The sequence below is a fragment of the Ralstonia pickettii genome (assembly GCF_001699815.1).
GTDB classification, from domain to species: Bacteria; Pseudomonadota; Gammaproteobacteria; order Burkholderiales; family Burkholderiaceae; genus Ralstonia; species Ralstonia thomasii.
Genome location: NZ_MCGB01000074.1, coordinates 16066 through 34482 on the forward strand (window position 1 = coordinate 16066; position 18417 = coordinate 34482).

Genomic DNA, 18417 nt, shown 5'->3' on the forward strand with positions numbered 1-18417 from the left:
TCGTTATGGCGCTGCCGCCGATTCAACGACAGCAGCCACAGTCAAGCAGGGCCGGCATGAAGTCATGCATCACGACACCAGCTTGATGGCCGTGATCGTCAGCGTGGCGGCAAGCGCGCCGCGCACCAGACGTTCCGGCAGATTCTTGGACAGGCGCGCGCCCAGCCAGATACCCGGGATGGAGCCCACCAGCAGCGACACCAGCAGGTTCCAGTCGATCGTGCCCAGGTACATGTGGCCCAGGCCCGCCACGGCGGTCAGCGGCACGGCATAGGCGATGTCGGTGCCGGCCACTTCGGCGCTCTTCAATTCGGGATACAGGATGAGGATGAGCGTCGCGCCCACAGCACCCGCGCCGATGGACGACACCGTCACCAGCACGCCCAGCACCACGCCGACGATCACCGTGGCCACGGCCAGCGTGATGCCTTGCAAGCGATAGCGCGGGTTGCGGGCCAGCCAGCCCAGCACGCGCTGGCGGAACAGCAGCGAAATCACCGTCAGGATGACGGACACGCCAATCGTCACGCGGATAAGGTGCATCCACTCGGCATCGAGATTGCCCATGCGCTTGAGTACCAGCACCGTCACCAGCGCGGCGGGCAGGCTGCCCAGGCAGAGCAGCTTAACGATGTCCCAGCGGATATGACCGTGGCTGCGGTGTGCGATCGTGCCGACACCCTTGGTCAGCGAGGCGAAGGCCAGGTCGGTGCCCACAGCGGTCGCCGGCGAAAAGCCGAACATCAACGTCAACAGCGGCGTCATCAGCGAGCCGCCGCCAACGCCCGTCAGGCCGACCAACAGGCCGACCAGCAGACCGGAAATCGTATAGGCAAGCGTCATGGCGCAGGGACAGTGAGGGCGTGTTATCACGAAGTTCGAGCATCGTAATGAACTGGCCTCATATCCCAAACCAATAAAAAATTGTTTGTTTATATGGCGTCGGTTATAAGTAGCGTTCAGTTCGCACCCGTTCTTCTTATTGACCGCGCAGCCATGAACCTCCACCAATTCCGCTTCGTGCGCGAAGCCGTGCGGCAGAAATTCAACCTGACAGAGGCCGCAAAAGCGCTCTATACATCACAGCCAGGTGTCTCCAAGGCCATCATCGAGCTGGAAGAGGAACTGGGTGTCGATATCTTCACCCGTCACGGCAAGCGCATCCGGGGCCTCACGGAACCGGGCCGGCGCATCCTGGCTTCAGTCGAGCGCGTGCTGGAAGAGGTGGAAACCCTCAAGCGCGTGGGCAAGGACTACGCCGCGCAGGACCAGGGCAACTTCACCATCGCCACCACGCACACGCAGGCGCGCTATGCGTTGCCCAAGGCGATTGCCGAATTCACGCGCAGGTACCCCAAGGTGCGCCTTTCCATTCAGCAGGGCACGCCCGCGCAGATTGCGGAGATGGTGCTGCACGACCAGGCCGACCTTGCCATCGCCACCGAAGGCATGTCGCATGTGAAGGATCTGATCTCGATCCCGGGCTACCAGTGGCAGCATGTGGTGGTGACGCCGCCTGACCACCCGCTTCTGTCGCGCCAGCACCTGACGCTGGACGACCTGAAGGGTTACCCGATCATCACGTACGACCACCACTTTGCCGGCCGGCCCAAGATCGACCACGCGTTCGAGCTGCGCCAGATCAAGCCCGACATCGTGCTCGAAGCCATCGACGCCGACGTCATCAAGACGTACGTGGAAGTGGGCCTGGGCGTGGGCATCGTGGCCGGCGTCGCGTTTGATGCCGAGCGCGACCGCAACCTGCGCGCCATTCCGGCCGGACACCTCTTCGGCACCAACGTCACGCACCTGGGCGTCAAACAAGGGGCGTACCTGCGCGGCTTCGTCTACACCTTCATCGAACTGTTTGCGCCGACGCTCACGCGCAAGCTGGTCGAACAACTCATGTCCGGCGATCACGAAGCGTACGAGCTTTGATCCGCCGGCAATCTGCAACACTCGAACCTCCCGGAGATTTCATGACGACCCGACGTCGCCTGCTGTGCGGCATGGCGCTCTTTGCCAGCGCTGCTGCACTTGCCCTGCCTGCCCAAGCCGACATCCGCGTGGGCGTGGTGCTGTCCACCACCGGCCCCGCCGCGGCCATCGGCATTCCCAGCAAGAACACCGTGCAGATGTGGCCGGCGACCATCGGCGGCCAGCGCGCGCAGGTCATCGTGCTCGACGACGCCTCCGACCCGTCGATGGCGGTGCGGGACGTGCGCAAACTGATCGCCGAAGACAAGGTAGACGTGATCGTCGGGCCGACGATCGTGCCGACGGCGCTGGCTTCGCTCGATGCAGTGGCCGAAGGGCAAACGCCAATGATCACGCTGGCAGCATCTGCCTCCATCGTCGAGCCGCAGGACGCCAAGCGCCGCTGGGCCTTCAAGATGCCGCAGAACGATTCGCAGATGGCCACGCTCGTCACCCAGCACATGGCAGACAACGGCGTGCACACCGTCGGCTTCATCGGCTTTACCGATGCGTATGGCGAGAGCTGGTGGCGTGAATTCTCGAAGCTGGCCGACGTGCGCAAGTTGCGCGTGGTGGCCAACGAGCGCTTTGCGCGCACGGATACCAGCGTGACCGGTCAGATTCTCAAGCTGATGGCCGCCAAGCCCGACGCCATCCTGATTGCCGGGGCCGGCACCCCGGCCGCCCTGCCCCAGCGCACGCTGGTCGAGCGCGGCTACAAGGGCCGCATCTACCAGACGCATGGCATCGCCAGTACGGAGTTCCTGAAGGTGGGCGGCAAGGATGTGGAAAGCACGCTCTTCCCGACCGGCCCCGTGGTGGTCGCGCGCGAACTCCCGGCCGGCCATCCGGTGCGCAAGGTGGCTGTGGAATTTGCTGATCGCTATGAAGCCAAGTATGGCCCCAACACCGTCACGCAGTTCGCGGGCGACGCATGGGGCGCTTGGCAGTTGCTCGACAATGCCACGGCCCGTGCGCTCAAGACCAGCGCCAAGCCTGGTACACCTGCCTTCCGCGCCGCCCTGCGCGATGCGCTGGAAACCACGCGCGATCTGACTGTGCCCAACGGCGTGCTGAATCTGAATACCCAGGATCATCAGGGCTTCGATCAACGCTCGCGCGTGATGGGCATCATCAAGAACGGCCGCTTCGCTTACGCCGGCCCGCGCTAAATCAATATCGATACGCAAGACGTAATACGCAGAGATTCGCCATGACACGCATTGCCTTCATCGGCCTCGGCAACATGGGCACGCCGATGGTCCAACACCTGATTGCCGCCGGGCATCCGGTGCGCGCCTATGTGCGCCGTCCGGAAGCTGTCGACAACGCCCGCGCCCTCGGCGCCGAGCCGTGCAACGCCCCTGCCGAAGCGGCGCGCGACGCGGAGGTCATCTTCACCAACGTCACGTCCACAGCCGATGTGGAAGGCGTGCTGCTCGGGCCGGACGGTGTCATCCATGGCGCGCCGCGTGGTGCGGTGTGCATCGATCACAGCACGATCTCCGCCGTGGCCACGCGCCGGATCGCGGCCGATTTGGAAGCGGCGGGTCTGGAGTTCCTGGATGCGCCGGTCTCAGGCGGCACCGCAGGCGCGCAGAAGGCCACGCTGTCGATCATGGTCGGCGGCAAGGCCGAGGTGCTGGCGCGCGTGCGCCCGCTGCTGCAGCTGCTGGGCACTACGATCACGCACGTCGGCGACTACGGTGCCGGCCAGGTCGCCAAGGCGTGCAACCAGATCGTGCAGGTCATCAATATCCAGGGCATTGCCGAAGCCATGCTGTTTGCGCGCGCCCAGGGCACCGACCCGTCGCGCGTGCTGGCGGCCATCGGCCCGGGCTTCGCGGGCAGCCGCATGCTCGACCTGGAAGGGCCCAAGATGGCCGAGCGCAACTTTGCCGCCGGCATCGAAGCGCGCCTGCACGACAAGGATTTCGGCCTGGTGCGCGAGATCGCCCAGGAACTCGGCCTGCAGATGCCGGCGATGGAGCTGGTGGCCTCGCAGCTCAATACGCTGGTCGCCAATGGCTGGGGGTATGACGATACGGCGTCGCTGCTGCGCGTGCTCGAGCAGCAGAACAACCACCACACAGATTGAGCGTCTTCCGGCCGCCTTGTTCGCTTGGCCGGACTTCTGGCATAATTGCCGGCTCATCAGCACCTGCCCGAGTGGTGAAATTGGTAGACGCAGGGGACTCAAAATCCCCCGCCGCAAGGCGTGCCGGTTCGATTCCGGCCTCGGGCACCAGAATTCAAGCCGCTTCTGTTCACGCAGAAGCGGCTTTTTCATTGGACGCTCGGCAACGCAACGGCAGCCGGCAACACGCCCCGCGCGGCGTGGGATAATGGCGGCTTTGCCCCGGGCGCGGCTCAAGAGGTTGATCGCACGGGCATGAGGGCCAGTATCCGCGTGGCCCGCTCCCCCATTTCGAAACTTCTTCAGTACGCACAATGCCCGCATACCGTTCCAAAACCTCCACCGCCGGCCGCAACATGGCGGGGGCACGCTCGCTCTGGCGCGCCACCGGCATGAAAGACGAAGATTTCCAGAAGCCGATCATTGCGGTGGTCAACTCGTTCACCCAGTTCGTTCCTGGCCACGTGCACCTGAAAGACCTGGGGCAGCTCGTCGCGCGCGAGATCGAAGCCGCGGGTGGTGTGGCCAAGGAATTCAACACGATTGCCGTGGATGACGGCATCGCCATGGGCCACGACGGCATGCTGTATTCGCTGCCCAGCCGCGACATCATTGCCGACTCGGTGGAATACATGGTCAACGCGCACTGCGCCGATGCCATGGTGTGCATCTCCAACTGCGACAAGATCACCCCGGGCATGCTGATGGCCGCCATGCGCCTGAACATTCCGGTGATCTTCGTCTCGGGGGGCCCGATGGAAGCGGGCAAGACGCGCCTGGCCAACCCCGTCACCAAAGCCATCGAGATCAAGAAGCTGGATCTGATCGACGCGATGGTGATCGCGGCCGACAGCAAGTATTCCGACGAGGAAGTGGCGGAAGTCGAGCGCTCCGCGTGCCCGACCTGCGGTTCGTGCTCGGGCATGTTCACGGCCAACTCGATGAACTGCCTGACCGAAGCGCTCGGCCTGTCGCTGCCGGGCAACGGCACCGTGGTCGCCACGCACGCAGACCGCGAGCAGCTCTTCAAGCGCGCCGGCCGCCGCATCGTTGAACTCGCCCGCCAATACTACGAGCAGGAAGACGAGCGCGTGCTGCCGCGCTCGGTCGGTTTCAAGGCGTTCGAAAATGCGATGACGCTCGACATCGCGATGGGCGGCTCGACCAACACGATCCTGCACCTGCTGGCCATCGCGCAGGAAGCGGAGATCGACTTCACGATGGCGGACATCGACCGCCTTTCGCGCGTCGTGCCGCAGCTGTGCAAGGTCGCGCCGAACACAAACAAGTACCACATCGAAGACGTGCACCGCGCCGGCGGCATCATGGCCATCCTGGGTGAGCTGGATCGTGCCGGCAAGCTGCACACCGACGCGCCCACCGTGCACGCGCCCACGTTGAAGGACGCGCTGGACCAGTGGGACATCGTCCGCACGTCGGATGAAGCTGTGCAGACGTTCTACCGTGCCGGCCCGGCGGGTATCCCGACGCAGGTCGCCTTCAGCCAGAACACGCGCTGGCCGAGCCTGGATCTGGACCGCGCCGAAGGCTGCATCCGCTCGAACGAGCATGCGTTCTCGAAGGAAGGCGGCCTGGCCGTGCTGAGGGGCAATATCGCGCTGGACGGCTGCGTGGTCAAGACCGCCGGGGTGGACGAAAGCATCCTCGTGTTCGAAGGCACGGCGCACGTGACGGAATCGCAGGACGAAGCGGTCGCGAACATCCTCGCCGACAAGGTCAAGGCCGGCGACGTGGTGGTCGTGCGCTATGAAGGCCCGAAGGGCGGCCCCGGCATGCAGGAAATGCTGTACCCGACGAGCTACATCAAGTCCAAGGGCCTCGGCAAAGCCTGTGCGCTGCTGACGGACGGCCGCTTCTCCGGCGGTACCTCGGGGCTGTCGATTGGTCACTGCTCGCCGGAAGCGGCTGCGGGCGGCGCGATCGGCTTGGTGCGCAACGGTGACAAGATCCGCATCGACATCCCCAACCGCACGATCAACGTGCTGGTGTCGGATGAAGAACTCGCGCGTCGCCGCGAAGAGCAGAACGCCAAGGGCTGGAAGCCCGCGCAGCCGCGTCCGCGCAAGGTGTCGGCCGCGCTCAAGGCGTACGCCAAGCTGGTCATGTCGGCGGACAAGGGCGCGGTGCGCGACCTGTCGCAACTGGACGACTGATGCAACACGGGCCAAGCGCTCGATCGACGTAAAAAAGCCGCTCTTCGGAGCGGCTTTTTCTATTGCGTCGGTGCTGCGATGTTCAATCCCACTGCGGCGCCAGCCCGTCCGGTGAAACCTCGCGACCGTTGCGCTCAAGCGCGGCGATCTGAGCCATGTCTTCGTCCGTCAGGTGCAGCGTTTGCGCGCGCAGGTTGCTCGCAAGATGCTCTCGCTTGGTTGACGACGGGATGACCGAGTAGCCGAGCTGCATCGCCCACGCCAGCACGACCTGCGCCGGCGTCGCTTCGTGCCGCTGTGCGATCGCGCCGATCACCGGATCGCCCAGCACCTTGCCGTAGGCGAGCGTCATGTACGACGTGACGTGAATGCCCTCGCGCTGCAGAAATTCGACGAGCTTGCGGTTCTGCAGATACGGGCTCAGCTCGATCTGGTTGGTGGCGATGGCGTCTTTGCCAGCCACCGCAATCGCCTGCTGCGTCAGGGCGATATTGAAGTTCGAGACGCCGATCTCGCGCGTCAAACCCCGGGCCTTGGCTTCGGCCAACGCGGTCATGAATTCTTCGATCGACACGCCGTTGTCGGGCGCAGGCCAGTGGATCAGCGTGAGGTCGACGTAATCGGTGCGCAGCTTGGCGAGGCTGTCTTCGAGACTCGCCGCGAGCTTGTCCCTGGCGTAGTTGTCGACCCAGATCTTGGTCGTGAGGAACAGGTCTTCGCGGCGCACGCCGGAGCCGGCAATGGCCTCGCCTACCTCCGCTTCATTGCCGTAGATTTGCGCGGTGTCGATGACGCGGTAGCCAAGTTCGAGGCCATTGCGAACCGAGTCGATGACGACCTGGCCCTTCAGGCGGAACGTGCCGAGGCCGAAAGCGGGAATCTTGTTCATCTTGTGCTCCAGGGGAAATCGAATCAGGGGTTCATGGCGAAGCGCGCCCGACGCTGCACGACGTGCAGCCCCACCAGCGCAAGGCCTGCCACAGCAATCACCGCGCCGACAATCGGCACCGCCGCATAGCCCAGGCCTGCGGAGATGGCCGCACCGCCCGCTGCCGCGCCCAGCGCGTTGCCGAGGTTGAACGCGCCCACGTTGACCGACGATGCAAGGCCCGGCGCTTCAGCCGCGGCACGCATCACGCGCATCTGGAGCGGCGGCACGACTGCGAACGTGGCAATGCCCCACACCAGCAACGCGGCGGCGGCACCGACGTGCGTCTTGGCCAACACGGGAAACGCGAGCATCGTTACGATCAACAACACCAGGAAGCCGATCAGGCTGCCATCGAGCGAGCGATCGGCCAGGCGGCCGCCGGCAATGTTGCCGATCGAAAAGCCGATGCCGATCAGCACCAGCATGGCCGTCACAAACGCCGGCGAAGCACCGGTCAGTTGCGCAAGCGTTGGAGCAACATACGTGTAGAGCGTGAACATCGCGCCCGCGCCGAGCACCGTGGTGGCGAGCGCGCCCAGCACGACGGGACGCGTCAGGACCGCGAGTTCGGCGCGCAGGTTGGGCATCTTGCCGGCATCGCCCTTCGGCAACGCAGTGAACAAGCCCGCAATGGCGATCAGGCCAAGGCTTGCCGTGGCGGCAAACGACATGCGCCAGCCGATCATCTGGCCAAGCCAGGTCGCGGCCGGCACGCCGCCAACGTTGGCGATCGTCAGGCCCATGAACATCGTGGCCACGGCGCTGGCCTGCTTCTCGCGCGGCACAAGGCTGGCGGCCACCACCGAGCCAAGCCCGAAGAATGCGCCGTGGTTGAGACTGGTGACGAGCCGGGCGAGCAGCAACGTCGTGTAATCCGGCGCGAGGGCCGAAAGCAAATTGCCGATGGTGAAGATGCTCATCAGCGCGATCAGCGCCTTGCGTCGCGGCCAGCGTGCCAGCAGCAACGTCATGATCGGGGCGCCCACCATCACGCCGATGGCGTACGCGCTGATCAGCATGCCTGCCTGCGGAATCGATACATGCACGCCGTCGGCAATCACGGGCAGCAGGCCCATCGGAGAAAACTCGGTGGTGCCGATGCCAAAGGCGCCGGCGGCAAGCGCGAGCAGCGGCAGCGTTGCGCTGCCGCGTGTGGGCTCGGCGGAAGTGTGGGTGGGGTTCATGCGGTGTACTCCAAAGCGGAAGAATGGAAAGCGGGCAGAACCTCTGCCGCGATTTCCGCAAACGTTTCAGCAAGCGGGCGACGATTCCGGCGGAAATACGATGCGTCCGATGCGTGCGCCAAGGCGATGGCGCAGCAGCGAGCGTCCGCGACCGGCGCAATGAGCATGGACCGCAGTGTGCGTGCTCTACCTTTGCAGAAAAACCCGTCCGTCGACGAAACAGTCTTGATCGCCAATCAACAATCGGTGTCACTCAGACGCACGCCGGGTTGGCAACGCTGCAACAGGGCTCGCTCTCCAAAATATGTCATGTCGTGATATATTCCGCCACGAACCTTTTAATTCCGCCATGTCCACCCCCGCACGCCCTTTGTCCAAGCAGGATTTCGAGAACCTCTCCGATTTCCGCTACCACCTGCGTCGCTTCCTGCGCGCCTCCGAAGATCTGATCCACGCCAAGGGCATCACGCCCCTGCAGTATCAGTTGCTGCTGCACGTGAAAGGCTATGCCGGGCGCGAATGGGCCACCGTCGGCGAACTGGCCGAGCGCCTGCAGGCCGCGCCGCACGGCACAGCGGCACTCATCACGCGCTGCGAAGAAGCGGGTCTGGTCGAAAGGCGCCAGAGCGACACCGACGCACGCCAGGTCGAAGTCCATCTCTCCAGGAAGGGCGACAACCTCGTCGCACTGCTGGCCGGGCTGCACCAGAGCGAGCTGTCGGCATTCCGCCGCGCTTTCAAGCTTCCGCACCTCGATCAACCCGCCGAACCCGCCTCCGAGCAGTAACGTCATGCAAGCCCTTGAACACCAACCGCATCGGCGCGACTTTGCGACCGACACCACGCTGTTCCGCACCACTGCGCTGGCGGTCGTCATCGCGGCGTTTGCCACGCTGGCAGCCGTGGTGCTGCTCAACCTGATCCGCTTCTTCACCAACCTGTTCTTTTTCCAGACGCTGTCGCTGGCGGACCGCTCGCCGGCCACCAACACGCTCGGCGCCTGGGTGATTGCGGTACCGCTTATCGGCGGGCTGATCGTCGGTCTGATGGCGCGCTTCGGCTCGGAGAAGATCCGCGGCCACGGCATTCCCGAGGCCATCGAGGCCATCCTGTTCGGCAAAAGCAAGATGTCGCCGAAGGTGGCGGTGCTCAAGCCGCTGTCGTCGGGCATCGTGATCGGCAGCGGCGGCCCGTTTGGCGCGGAAGGCCCGATCATCATGACGGGCGGCGCGATCGGCTCGCTGTTCGCGCAGTTCTTCAAGCTGACGGCCGCCGAGCGCAAGACGCTGCTGGTGGCTGGCGCCACGGCCGGCATGACGGCCGTGTTCGGCACGCCCGTGGCCGCGCTGCTGCTTGCGGTGGAGTTGCTGCTGTTCGAATGGCGCCCACGCAGCATGCTGCCGGTGGCGGTGGCGTGCGCGGTGGCGGGCTTCCTGCGTGTGCTGGTGCTGGAGTCCGGGCCCCTCTTCCCGCTGGACACCGCACCCGCGACGCTGCCTGCGCTGGGCTCGTGCGTGGTCGCCGGATTGCTGTGCGGCGCGCTGGCGCGCTCGCTGTCGATGGCGCTGTACAAAACGGAAGACCTGTTCGGCCGCCTGCCGATCCACTGGATGTGGTGGCCGGCCCTCGGTGGCCTGGTGGTCGGCATCGGCGGCTATTTCGAGCCGCGTGCGCTGGGTGTCGGCTACGACGTCATCGGCGATTTGCTGCACAACCATCTCGCCATCCGGGTGGCGCTGGCGCTGCTGGTGGTCAAGGCCATCATCTGGGTGATCGCGCTGGGCTCGGGCACGTCGGGTGGGGTGCTTGCCCCGTTGCTGATGATGGGCGCCGGCTTGGGGGTGTTGATCGGCCCAGTGCTGCCCGGCGGCGACCCGGGCCTGTGGCCGCTCGTGTGCATGGCGGCCATGCTGGCCGGTGTGCTGGGCGCCCCGCTCACGGCCATCGTCTTCGCCTTCGGCCTCACACACGATGTGAACGCGCTGCTGCCGATTCTGCTGGCGGTGGCAGTATCCTACGGCTTTGTCGTACTGACGATGCCGCGCTCGATCATGACCGAGAAGATCGCGCGCCGCGGCTTCCACATCTATCGCGAATACGCTGTCGACCCGCTCGAGCGCCACGCCGTGGAAGAGGTGATGACGCGTTCGGTGCAGACCATCGACGCGCAGGCCACGCTGGCCGATACACTCGCCGACCGCTTCGGCGCCACGCAGGCGCACCGAGCGTTTCCCGTGGTGCAAGGTGGGCCGAATGGCACGTTGATCGGCATGCTCGACCGCGATGCGCTGCTGGCGGGCCAGAAGCGCGGTGCCGTCACCGTGGCCGAGTTGTTTGGTGCGAATGCCCCCGTGATGGCGCTGCCCGGTGAGACCTGCCGCATCGTCGCCACGCGCCTGGCAGTGCATGGGCTCGAGCGGCTGCCGGTGGTGGCCGATTCACAATCACGCGCGCTGGTGGGCATTGTCTCGCGCAGCGATTTGGTCAAGCCGTCGCTAGCGTTCTTTGATGAAGAACAGCGCCGCGAGCGCTTCCGCCGTGTGCCGCTGTCAGGCACGCGCACGCATCTTGAACTGCGCCGTCGGCGCGCAGGCCGCGTCGCGCGGTAATGTCAGCCGGCCACGTGCCGGTTACGTCCGCTTTCCTTGGCGCGATACAGCGCCAGATCGGCGCGCTTGAGCATTTCCGACGCGGTATCGCCCGGCCGGCAGCCCGTCATGCCCATGCTGACGGTCATCGACAGCCCGGTCGGGAAGCTTTCGTCCGTCTCGGCCACCGCCGTACGCAGGCGCTCGGCCACCTCGGTGGCGGTTTCCAGCGTGGTGCGTCCCATCACCATGGCGAATTCCTCGCCGCCCAAACGCCCCACCAGATCACTGCTGCGCAGCACGCCCGTGGCAAGCGACGCAAAGCGCTGCAGCGCCATGTCCCCCACAGCGTGGCCCCATGTGTCATTGATGCGCTTGAAGTGATCCAGATCGGCCAGCACGAGCACAAGCGGTTCGGCACGATTGTGCGCACGCGCGAGCACCGTATCGAACAGCGCCAGGAACCGGCGGCGCGTCAGCACACCGGTCAGATGATCGAAATGCGCCTCGTTGGCGAGCGCGCTGTTGGTGCGCTGCAGCCGCTGGTTCAGATGGCGCGTCACGCGGTGGTGCTGCCGCTCGCGCACCAAAGACCACGCCACCAGCGCGAACGTCACCAACACACTCACGAACAACACAAAGCCGATCATGCGGTTGCGCGCATGGTTGGCGATCTGCTGGCCCCACGCCGGCAGCGGCTCGGCCACGACGACCGTGAGGTCCGCACTGGCATTGCGCGACACGGTCAGCGATGGCATCGCACTGCCCTCGCGCCAGGCCAGCGTATCGCGCACCTCGGCCGGCACCCAGGCGGGCACATCGCGATGCGCCTTCGCGGTAGGCTGATAGGGCCAGGGCTCGAAGTCGACGCGTTGGTAGGCGTTGTACCGGTCGCTGGCGCCCATGTGCTGCAGGCGAGCATCCGGCAGGACCTTGCCGACCAGCGATGCATCGGTGGACAGAATGATCAAGCCGTTCGGATCGGTCACCAACGATGTCGGGTGCGATACCCAGTGCTGCAGCCTCGCGAGGCTCACCTTGGTGCCCATTGTTGCGACCAGGTAACCTCCGGCGTCATATACCGGCGCGGCGAAGAACAGGCCCGGCACGCCCGTCACCGGGCCGATCGTGAACTGCTCGCCCAGGCCACCCAGCATCGCCTCCTTCATGTACGGCTGCATGCTCAACTGCACGCCGACGAACGAATCGGCATGACCGGCGTTATTGGCCAGCACCACGTAATTGTGTTGGTTCACGACCCACACGTAGTCCAGCCCGAGATTGCCTGCGGTGGCGTTGAGGAAAGCATCGATGTCGACCACTTCCGGGTGCGACATCGCCTCTTCGGCACATGAGCCCTGGTCCATCAGGTTCCAGCGCCGGGTGTCGACGCGCGCCACCGCGCGCGGGATGGCGTCGATCTGCGCGAGCGTCTGCGGCAGCGCGCGCAGCAGGGCCACGTCGGCGGTGATCTGGCTCGACATTCCCTCCGCTACCTGCGCAGCCAACTGGCGCCGCGCATCGACCATCTGCTGCATGTCGCGCGCACCCATCGAATCCGCCACGAAACAGGCGGCAAACCATGAGGCGCCTACGCCCACCACCGCCACCGACAGCCAAAGCGCCAGCGGCGCAACGCGCAGCCAGGCGCCGTGCGACGACGTTGCAGGGGCGGGCTCAGGCGCCTTCACGTCAGACCTCGCTGCTCAGGAAATCCGCCACCGTCGGGTAGCGCAGCGCCACGCGCAACTCGCGCGCAAGCCGCGTGTTGCGCAGCCGGCGCGATTCGCTCATGAAGGACAGCAGCGCAGGCTCGATCTGCTGGAGGGCCTCCGCGCGGGAAATGCGCGGCGGGCGCTGCAAGCCGCGCGCGTCGGCCACGGCGTCAAAGTAATCGCCCATGCGCAGCTCCGATGCATCTGTGGCATGCACGATGCGCTGCGGTCTCCCCCGGAACAGGGCGGCAATGACCGCGCGCGCCAGGTCGTCGGCGTGAATGTGGTTGGTGTAGACATCGTCCTCCGCGCGCAAGGCGGGCGTACCGCGTTCGAGCCGCGCGATGGGTAGCCGATCCGCCGCATAAATGCCGGGGATGCGCAAGATCGACGTGCGCCAGCCGCCGCCCGCGCCAAACCAGCGCACGCGCCGCTCGGCCGCGACCCGGCGTTGGGCACGCGCCGTGGTTGGCTTCACCGGGCGGGATTCGTCGACCCAGGCGCCAGCCGCATCGCCGTAGACGCCGCTGGTGCTGGCGTACACGAACGCGCGCGCTTGGAGGTGAGTTTTCAAGCGGCCAGTGAGGCCACCCGTCCTGCGCGCCCGCTCGGGTAAAATGCGACGTTTTGTGGCGGCGGAATTCGGGGACGGCTGCGCCAGCGTATGCAGCAGCGCGGCCGTACGTGGATCATCGTTGCCGACAGCGGGCGGCGGTGCCAGATGCAACACGCGGGGGCTTAACCCTCGCAGGCGGCGCAGCGATGCGGCATCGTCCAGATTGGCGACAATCGGCACGGCGCCGGCTTCGCGCAGCGAAGCTCGACCTTCAAGGCGCGAGGTGACGGCAAAGACGCGAAAACGCGTGCGGAGCATCGCCAGGCAGCGTTGCCCGACGTCGCCGCAGCCGACGATCAGCACGCGGGGAAGGCCCAAGCGTAGTGCGGATTTGGATGGCCGAACGACTAACTGATTCACCATCGGACGTGCTGCCGGATTGACCACCATTGCATGCCCAGACGGGCGACCAGACACTCTTTTCAACATATTCTCGGATTGTAGTATGGCTTACCAGATCAACGTGTTGCCCAGCGGCCGCCAGTTCCAGGCCGAAGACGGCGAGACCATCCTTGCAGCAGCGCTGCGCCAGGGTATCGGCCTGCCGTACGGCTGCAAGAACGGCGCGTGCGGCTCGTGCAAGGGCAACGTGCGCGAAGGTTCCATCGTCCAGGGAACGCACTCCCCCAACGCGCTCTCCGCCCAGGAGGCCACCGAAGGCCGGGCGCTGTTCTGCTGCGCCACACCCGCCACTGACGTCACCATTGAAGTGCGTGAGGTGCATGGCGCCGGCGATGTCCCCATCAAGAAGATTCCGTGCCGCGTCGCGTCACTGGAAAAGGCCGCGCCGGACGTCACCATCGTCAAGCTGCAACTGCCTGCCACCGAGCGTATGCAATTTCTGGCCGGGCAGTACGTGGAATTCCTCCTGCGCGACGGCAAGCGCCGCAGCTACTCGATCGCCAACCCGCCGCACGACGACGGCCCGATCGAGCTGCACATCCGCCACATGCCGGGCGGCGTATTTACCGATTACGTGTTCGGCGCCAAGGAAGGCGCTCCGGCCATGAAGGAGCGCGACATCCTGCGCTTCGAAGGCCCGCTGGGCAGCTTCTTCCTACGTGAAGAGTCCGACAAGCCGATCATCCTGCTGGCCTCGGGCACCGGCTTCGCGCCCATCAAGGCGATCATCGAGCATGCCCAGTTCATCGGCAGCACGCGCCCCATGACGCTGTACTGGGGCGGGCGCCGCCCGCAAGACCTGTACATGCACGCCAAGGCCGAAGAATGGGCGCGCACGCTGCCGAACTTCACCTACGTGCCGGTCGTCTCCAACGCCCTGCCCGAAGACGCCTGGACGGGCCGCACCGGCTTCGTCCACCAAGCCGTGATGGCAGACCACCCCGATCTGTCTGGCCACGAGGTCTACGCCTGCGGCGCGCCGGTAGTGATCAATTCGGCCCGCGCGGATTTCGCCGCCCAGTGCGGGATGCACCCGGATGCGTTCTTCGCCGATTCCTTCACCTCAGAGGCGGACCTCCACCCGGCCGGCTGACGTTGCACAAATCCAAAGAAGGCCCAAATTTCGTTTTGACTTGACTTGGCATCCGTCTTATTCTTGCGCCTTATGAACCAAGCCCTGCACCTCCGACGCCGCCGTACGTTGCTCCCTCCGGGAAGCCACGCGGCTGTCTGCTGATTGCATATCGGGTTCACAGGATTCGACGATCACAAGGCCACGGGGCGACCCCCGTGGCCTTTGTCTTTTTCCAACTCGCGTTTTTCCGCTTTTTCATCTTCCTGCCGCCTTTTTCTGGAGCTTTGCCATGGCGTTTGCTGACTACCCCGTCCAGTCCCTGATGTACATCACCAACCGGCCCGAGATCGTCTTCACCGAAGGCAAGGGCTCGTGGCTGACGGACCACAACGGCAAGCGCTACCTGGACTTCGTGCAAGGCTGGGCTGTCAACTGCCTCGGCCACTCCAACGACGGCATGATCGAAGCGCTGAACGCGCAGGCCCGGAAGCTGATCAACCCGAGCCCGGCGTTCTACAACGAGCCGATGGCCAAGCTGGCCGGCCTGCTGACGGCGCACAGCTGTTTCGACAAGGTGTTCTTCGCCAACAGCGGCGCCGAAGCCAACGAAGGCGCCATCAAGCTCGCCCGCAAGTGGGGCAAGAAGCATAAGAACGGCGCCTTCCAGATCATCACGTTCGACCACAGCTTCCACGGCCGCACGCTCGCCACCATGAGCGCGTCGGGCAAGGCCGGCTGGGACACCATCTTCGCGCCGCAGGTGCCGGGCTTCCCGAAAGCCATCCTGAACGACATTGCCTCGGTGGAAGCGCTCATCACCGACGAGACTGTCGGCGTGATGCTTGAGCCGGTGCAAGGCGAAGGCGGCGTGCTGCCGGCCACGCCGGAATTCATGCAGCAACTGCGTGCGCTGACCAAGAAGCACAAGATCCTGTTGATCGTTGATGAAGTGCAGGCCGGTTGCGGCCGCTGCGGGACCCTCTTCGCCTATCAGCTCTCGAACATCGAGCCGGACATCATGACGCTGGGCAAGGGCATCGGCGGTGGTGTACCGCTGTCGGCCCTGCTGTGCACGGATGAAGTCGCCAGCTTTGAAGCCGGCGACCAGGGCGGGACCTACAACGGCAACCCGCTCATGACGGCCGTCGGCTGCTCGGTGATCGAGCAACTCCTGGCCCCGGGCTTCCTGACTGGCGTGGAAGAACGCGGCGCCTATCTGCGCACGCAACTGCTCAAGCTGAGCGAAGAGTTCGGCCTGGCCGGCGAGCGCGGTAACGGCCTGCTGCGCGCGCTGCTGCTCGGCAAGGACATCGGCGGCCAACTGGTCGAAGCTGCACGCGAGATGAACCCGACGGGCTTGCTGCTGAACGCCCCGCGTCCGAACATCCTCCGATTCATGCCCGCGCTGAACGTGACGACCGAAGAAATCGACACGATGATCGGCATGCTGCGCACGCTGCTGAAGGCGCACGCCTAAGGCGTACTGCATACCCTGGGGCGGCGCGCAATGCGTCGCCCTGCATCGCCCTATACCCCTGTTCCCACTCTGAGGTTTGCCATGGCCGTGACGCGAGAAGTGCCGGCCACGGGGATCGTGTTGTCCGATGATTCCGCGTGGCTTCCGCTGGACGACATCTACAACTTCCTGTCACAGGAGACGTTCTGGGCCCGCGGCCTGCCGCGCGATGTGTTCGACCGATCGGTTGCAAACTCGCTCTGCTTCGCCGCTTATCGACTGAACGGCGATGGCTCACATGTGGAGCTTGTTGGTTTTGCGCGCGTCATTACCGATCGGGCGACGTTCGCCTACCTGTGCGATGTGTTCGTGCTGCCGGCGTTGCGCGGGAAAGGCATCTCACACGCTTTGATGGACTTCCTGCGCGAGCACCCTGACCTGCAGACGCTGCGCCGCACAGTGCTCGTAACAACGGGCGCCGACTGGCTTTATCGCAAACACGGCTTTGCCGATGTGCCGGAGGGTGTCGGGTTCATGCAATTGCATCGGCCGAATATCTACACGGCGGCTTCTGCCTGAAACGCGGGTCGCGCGCAAAAGAAAAAGCCCCGCAATCGCGGGGCTTTCTCGTGGTGCTTGAGGGTGCTTATTCGCCCAGGTAGGCGGCACGCACCTTCGGATCGTCCAGCATCTGCTTGGCATCGCCGCTCATGGTGATGAGACCGGAGTCCATCACGTAGCCGCGGTGCGCAGCCTGGAGTGCCAAGCGCGCGTTCTGCTCGACGAGCAGCACGGTCACGCCTTGCGCCGAGATGTCGCGCACGACCTCGAAGATCTTTTCCACCATGATCGGGGAAAGACCCATCGACGGCTCGTCCAGCAGCAGCAGCTTCGGTTGGCTCATCAGCGCACGCGCCATGGCCAGCATCTGCTGCTCGCCGCCCGACATCGTGCCGGCCAGCTGGTTTGCACGTTCCTTCAGGCGCGGGAAGATGCCGAACATGCGGTCGATGTCGGCCTTGATGTTGGCCTCGTCGTTGCGCGTGAAGGCACCCATCTGCAGGTTCTCGACGATGGTCATGCGCGCAAACACGCCGCGGCCTTCCGGCACCATCGCCAAGCCCTGCTTGAGCAGGTTGTAGCTCGGCACGCCCTTGATGGACTTGCCCAGATACTGCACGTCACCGCCGGCCCAGCCCTGCAGGCCAGTGATGGCCTTCATGGTGGTCGTCTTGCCGGCGCCGTTGGCACCGATCAGCGTGACCAGCTCACCTTCGCGAATCTCCAGATCCACGCCCTTGACCGCCTGGATGCCGCCGTAAGCGACCTTCAGGCTGTCGATCTTCAACATTACTGGTTTCATATTCCGTTCCTCTGCGTCAGTGCGCTGACGCGCCGAGGTAGGCCTCGATCACGGCCGGGTTGCTCTGCACTTCATGTGGCAAGCCTTGTGCGATCACCTTGCCGTAATCCAGCACGGTCAGGCGGTTGCACAAGCCCATCACCAGCTTCACATCGTGCTCGATCAGCAGGATGGTCTTGCCGTCGGAACGGATCTTGTCGAGCAGGCCACGGAGTTCCACCTTTTCCGTGGCGTTCATGCCGGCGGCCGGCTCGTCCAGAGCCAGCAGCTTGGGCTGCGTGGCCAGGGCACGGGCGATTTCCAGACGACGCTGGTGGCCGTACGACAGGTTGCGCGCCGTGTAGTTGGCGTACTTGCCGATGCCGACGTAGTCCAGCAGATCATGCGCCCAGTCTTCGATGGACTGCTCTTCCTCGCGTGCCGCCTTGGTGCGGAACACCGCGCCGATCAGCCCCGCCTTGGTGCGCACGTGGCGGCCCACCATGACGTTTTCCGCCGCGGTCATGTCGCCGAACAGGCGGATGTTCTGGAACGTGCGCGCAATGCCGGCCTTCGCCACTTCGTGCACGGCGGTCGGCTGGTAGGGCGTGCCGCCCAGCACGAACTCGCCCGCGTCAGGCGTATACAGGCCGGTGATGACGTTGAAGAACGTGGTCTTGCCGGCGCCGTTCGGGCCGATCAGACCGTAGATTTCGCCTTCGCGAATTTCCAGGCTCACGTCGGACAGCGCTTGCAGGCCGCCGAAACGCTTCTGGACTCCTCGGATCGAGAGGAGGACGTTGTTATTGCTCATGTGCGT

At 65.0% G+C, this 18417-nt stretch carries 16 protein-coding genes and 1 tRNA gene; 10 read left to right on the plus strand and 7 right to left on the minus strand.

From position 1 onward, the window contains the following. Window positions 1–69 precede the first annotated feature (69 nt). Window positions 70–843: a sulfite exporter TauE/SafE family protein gene (locus BEK68_RS15045; RefSeq protein WP_004632043.1), complete on the minus strand. Its 774-nt coding sequence runs from the start codon at window positions 841–843 to the stop codon at window positions 70–72. Window positions 844–996: 153 nt separating this feature from the next. Here BEK68_RS15045 and BEK68_RS15050 point away from each other — a divergent pair, with 153 nt between their 5' ends. The 5 genes from BEK68_RS15050 to ilvD all read left to right on the plus strand — a co-directional run bounded on the left by BEK68_RS15050 (window position 997) and on the right by ilvD (window position 6288). Beyond that, the gene (locus tag BEK68_RS15050) at window positions 997–1938 is read left to right on the plus strand and encodes a CysB family HTH-type transcriptional regulator (RefSeq protein ID WP_004632041.1); all 942 of its coding nucleotides are present in this window, start codon (window positions 997–999) and stop codon (window positions 1936–1938) included. 41 nt (window positions 1939–1979) lie between these two features. Beyond that, on the plus strand, window positions 1980–3149 hold the full coding sequence (locus BEK68_RS15055) for an ABC transporter substrate-binding protein (protein WP_009241288.1): 1170 nt from the start codon (window positions 1980–1982) through the stop codon (window positions 3147–3149). A 41-nt stretch (window positions 3150–3190) separates the two neighbouring features. Beyond that, window positions 3191–4075 carry an NAD(P)-dependent oxidoreductase gene (locus tag BEK68_RS15060; protein WP_009241289.1) on the plus strand — a complete coding sequence of 295 codons (885 nt, stop codon included), beginning with the start codon at window positions 3191–3193 and terminating at the stop codon, window positions 4073–4075. A 65-nt stretch (window positions 4076–4140) separates the two neighbouring features. Beyond that, window positions 4141–4225: transfer RNA gene (locus BEK68_RS15065), tRNA-Leu, on the plus strand. A gap of 203 nt (window positions 4226–4428) precedes the next feature. Beyond that, on the plus strand, window positions 4429–6288 hold the full coding sequence (gene ilvD / locus BEK68_RS15070) for a dihydroxy-acid dehydratase (RefSeq protein WP_004632036.1): 1860 nt from the start codon (window positions 4429–4431) through the stop codon (window positions 6286–6288). An 82-nt stretch (window positions 6289–6370) separates the two neighbouring features. Here the strand turns inward: ilvD and dkgB are convergent, their stop codons facing one another. Together dkgB and BEK68_RS15080 are read right to left on the minus strand one after the other, a co-directional pair. Next, the gene (gene dkgB / locus BEK68_RS15075) at window positions 6371–7177 is read right to left on the minus strand and encodes a 2,5-didehydrogluconate reductase DkgB (RefSeq protein WP_009241290.1); all 807 of its coding nucleotides are present in this window, start codon (window positions 7175–7177) and stop codon (window positions 6371–6373) included. A gap of 23 nt (window positions 7178–7200) precedes the next feature. After that, a complete protein-coding gene (locus BEK68_RS15080) occupies window positions 7201–8403 on the minus strand; it encodes an MFS transporter (RefSeq protein WP_009241291.1) in 1203 nt (400 codons plus the stop codon). A 349-nt stretch (window positions 8404–8752) separates the two neighbouring features. Between BEK68_RS15080 and BEK68_RS15085 the strand changes: the two genes are divergently transcribed. Next, the gene (locus BEK68_RS15085) at window positions 8753–9190 is read left to right on the plus strand and encodes a MarR family winged helix-turn-helix transcriptional regulator (protein ID WP_004632030.1); all 438 of its coding nucleotides are present in this window, start codon (window positions 8753–8755) and stop codon (window positions 9188–9190) included. A 4-nt stretch (window positions 9191–9194) separates the two neighbouring features. Continuing rightward, on the plus strand, window positions 9195–11012 hold the full coding sequence (locus tag BEK68_RS15090) for a chloride channel protein (protein WP_009241292.1): 1818 nt from the start codon (window positions 9195–9197) through the stop codon (window positions 11010–11012). Between the two features lie 2 nt (window positions 11013–11014). Here the strand turns inward: BEK68_RS15090 and BEK68_RS15095 are convergent, their stop codons facing one another. Both BEK68_RS15095 and BEK68_RS15100 read right to left on the minus strand, forming a co-directional pair. After that, complete coding sequence (locus BEK68_RS15095) at window positions 11015–12682, minus strand: GGDEF domain-containing protein (protein WP_009241293.1); 1668 nt, start codon at window positions 12680–12682, stop codon at window positions 11015–11017. Between the two features lies 1 nt (window position 12683). Continuing rightward, window positions 12684–13685 (minus strand): NAD-dependent epimerase/dehydratase family protein, encoded by a 1002-nt coding sequence (locus BEK68_RS15100; protein WP_024542261.1) that lies wholly within the window; start codon window positions 13683–13685, stop codon window positions 12684–12686. Window positions 13686–13767: 82 nt separating this feature from the next. Between BEK68_RS15100 and BEK68_RS15105 the strand changes: the two genes are divergently transcribed. The 3 genes from BEK68_RS15105 to BEK68_RS15115 all read left to right on the plus strand — a co-directional run bounded on the left by BEK68_RS15105 (window position 13768) and on the right by BEK68_RS15115 (window position 16834). Then, window positions 13768–14817 carry a CDP-6-deoxy-delta-3,4-glucoseen reductase gene (locus BEK68_RS15105; RefSeq protein WP_004632022.1) on the plus strand — a complete coding sequence of 350 codons (1050 nt, stop codon included), beginning with the start codon at window positions 13768–13770 and terminating at the stop codon, window positions 14815–14817. A gap of 271 nt (window positions 14818–15088) precedes the next feature. Next, window positions 15089–16276 (plus strand): acetylornithine transaminase, encoded by a 1188-nt coding sequence (locus BEK68_RS15110; protein ID WP_012436244.1) that lies wholly within the window; start codon window positions 15089–15091, stop codon window positions 16274–16276. A gap of 81 nt (window positions 16277–16357) precedes the next feature. Continuing rightward, complete coding sequence (locus BEK68_RS15115; RefSeq protein WP_012436245.1) at window positions 16358–16834, plus strand: GNAT family N-acetyltransferase; 477 nt, start codon at window positions 16358–16360, stop codon at window positions 16832–16834. Window positions 16835–16901: 67 nt separating this feature from the next. On the opposite strand, the gene BEK68_RS15120 is transcribed toward BEK68_RS15115, so the two are convergent. Beyond that, window positions 16902–17618, minus strand: coding sequence for an ABC transporter ATP-binding protein (locus BEK68_RS15120; RefSeq protein WP_009241298.1), 717 nt, complete (start codon window positions 17616–17618; stop codon window positions 16902–16904). A gap of 16 nt (window positions 17619–17634) precedes the next feature. Further along, window positions 17635–18411, minus strand: a complete 777-nt coding sequence (locus BEK68_RS15125) for an ABC transporter ATP-binding protein (RefSeq protein WP_009241299.1) — start codon at window positions 18409–18411, stop codon at window positions 17635–17637. Window positions 18412–18417: the final 6 nt, after the last annotated feature.

Excerpts from the sequence above, each read along its gene's own strand:
- BEK68_RS15100 (WP_024542261.1), bottom strand. The coding sequence starts at position 13,685 with ATGGTGAATCAGTTAGTCGTTCGGCCATCCAAATCCGCACTACGCTTG.
- BEK68_RS15050 (WP_004632041.1), top strand. The coding sequence starts at position 997 with ATGAACCTCCACCAATTCCGCTTCGTGCGCGAAGCCGTGCGGCAGAAA.
- BEK68_RS15115 (WP_012436245.1), top strand. The coding sequence starts at position 16,358 with ATGGCCGTGACGCGAGAAGTGCCGGCCACGGGGATCGTGTTGTCCGAT.
- BEK68_RS15120 (WP_009241298.1), bottom strand. The coding sequence starts at position 17,618 with ATGAAACCAGTAATGTTGAAGATCGACAGCCTGAAGGTCGCTTACGGC.
- BEK68_RS15105 (WP_004632022.1), top strand. The coding sequence starts at position 13,768 with ATGGCTTACCAGATCAACGTGTTGCCCAGCGGCCGCCAGTTCCAGGCC.
- ilvD (WP_004632036.1), top strand. The coding sequence starts at position 4,429 with ATGCCCGCATACCGTTCCAAAACCTCCACCGCCGGCCGCAACATGGCG.
- dkgB (WP_009241290.1), bottom strand. The coding sequence starts at position 7,177 with ATGAACAAGATTCCCGCTTTCGGCCTCGGCACGTTCCGCCTGAAGGGC.
- BEK68_RS15110 (WP_012436244.1), top strand. The coding sequence starts at position 15,089 with ATGGCGTTTGCTGACTACCCCGTCCAGTCCCTGATGTACATCACCAAC.
- BEK68_RS15090 (WP_009241292.1), top strand. The coding sequence starts at position 9,195 with ATGCAAGCCCTTGAACACCAACCGCATCGGCGCGACTTTGCGACCGAC.
- BEK68_RS15045 (WP_004632043.1), bottom strand. The coding sequence starts at position 843 with ATGACGCTTGCCTATACGATTTCCGGTCTGCTGGTCGGCCTGTTGGTC.
- BEK68_RS15125 (WP_009241299.1), bottom strand. The coding sequence starts at position 18,411 with ATGAGCAATAACAACGTCCTCCTCTCGATCCGAGGAGTCCAGAAGCGT.
- BEK68_RS15080 (WP_009241291.1), bottom strand. The coding sequence starts at position 8,403 with ATGAACCCCACCCACACTTCCGCCGAGCCCACACGCGGCAGCGCAACG.
- BEK68_RS15060 (WP_009241289.1), top strand. The coding sequence starts at position 3,191 with ATGACACGCATTGCCTTCATCGGCCTCGGCAACATGGGCACGCCGATG.
- BEK68_RS15085 (WP_004632030.1), top strand. The coding sequence starts at position 8,753 with ATGTCCACCCCCGCACGCCCTTTGTCCAAGCAGGATTTCGAGAACCTC.
- BEK68_RS15055 (WP_009241288.1), top strand. The coding sequence starts at position 1,980 with ATGACGACCCGACGTCGCCTGCTGTGCGGCATGGCGCTCTTTGCCAGC.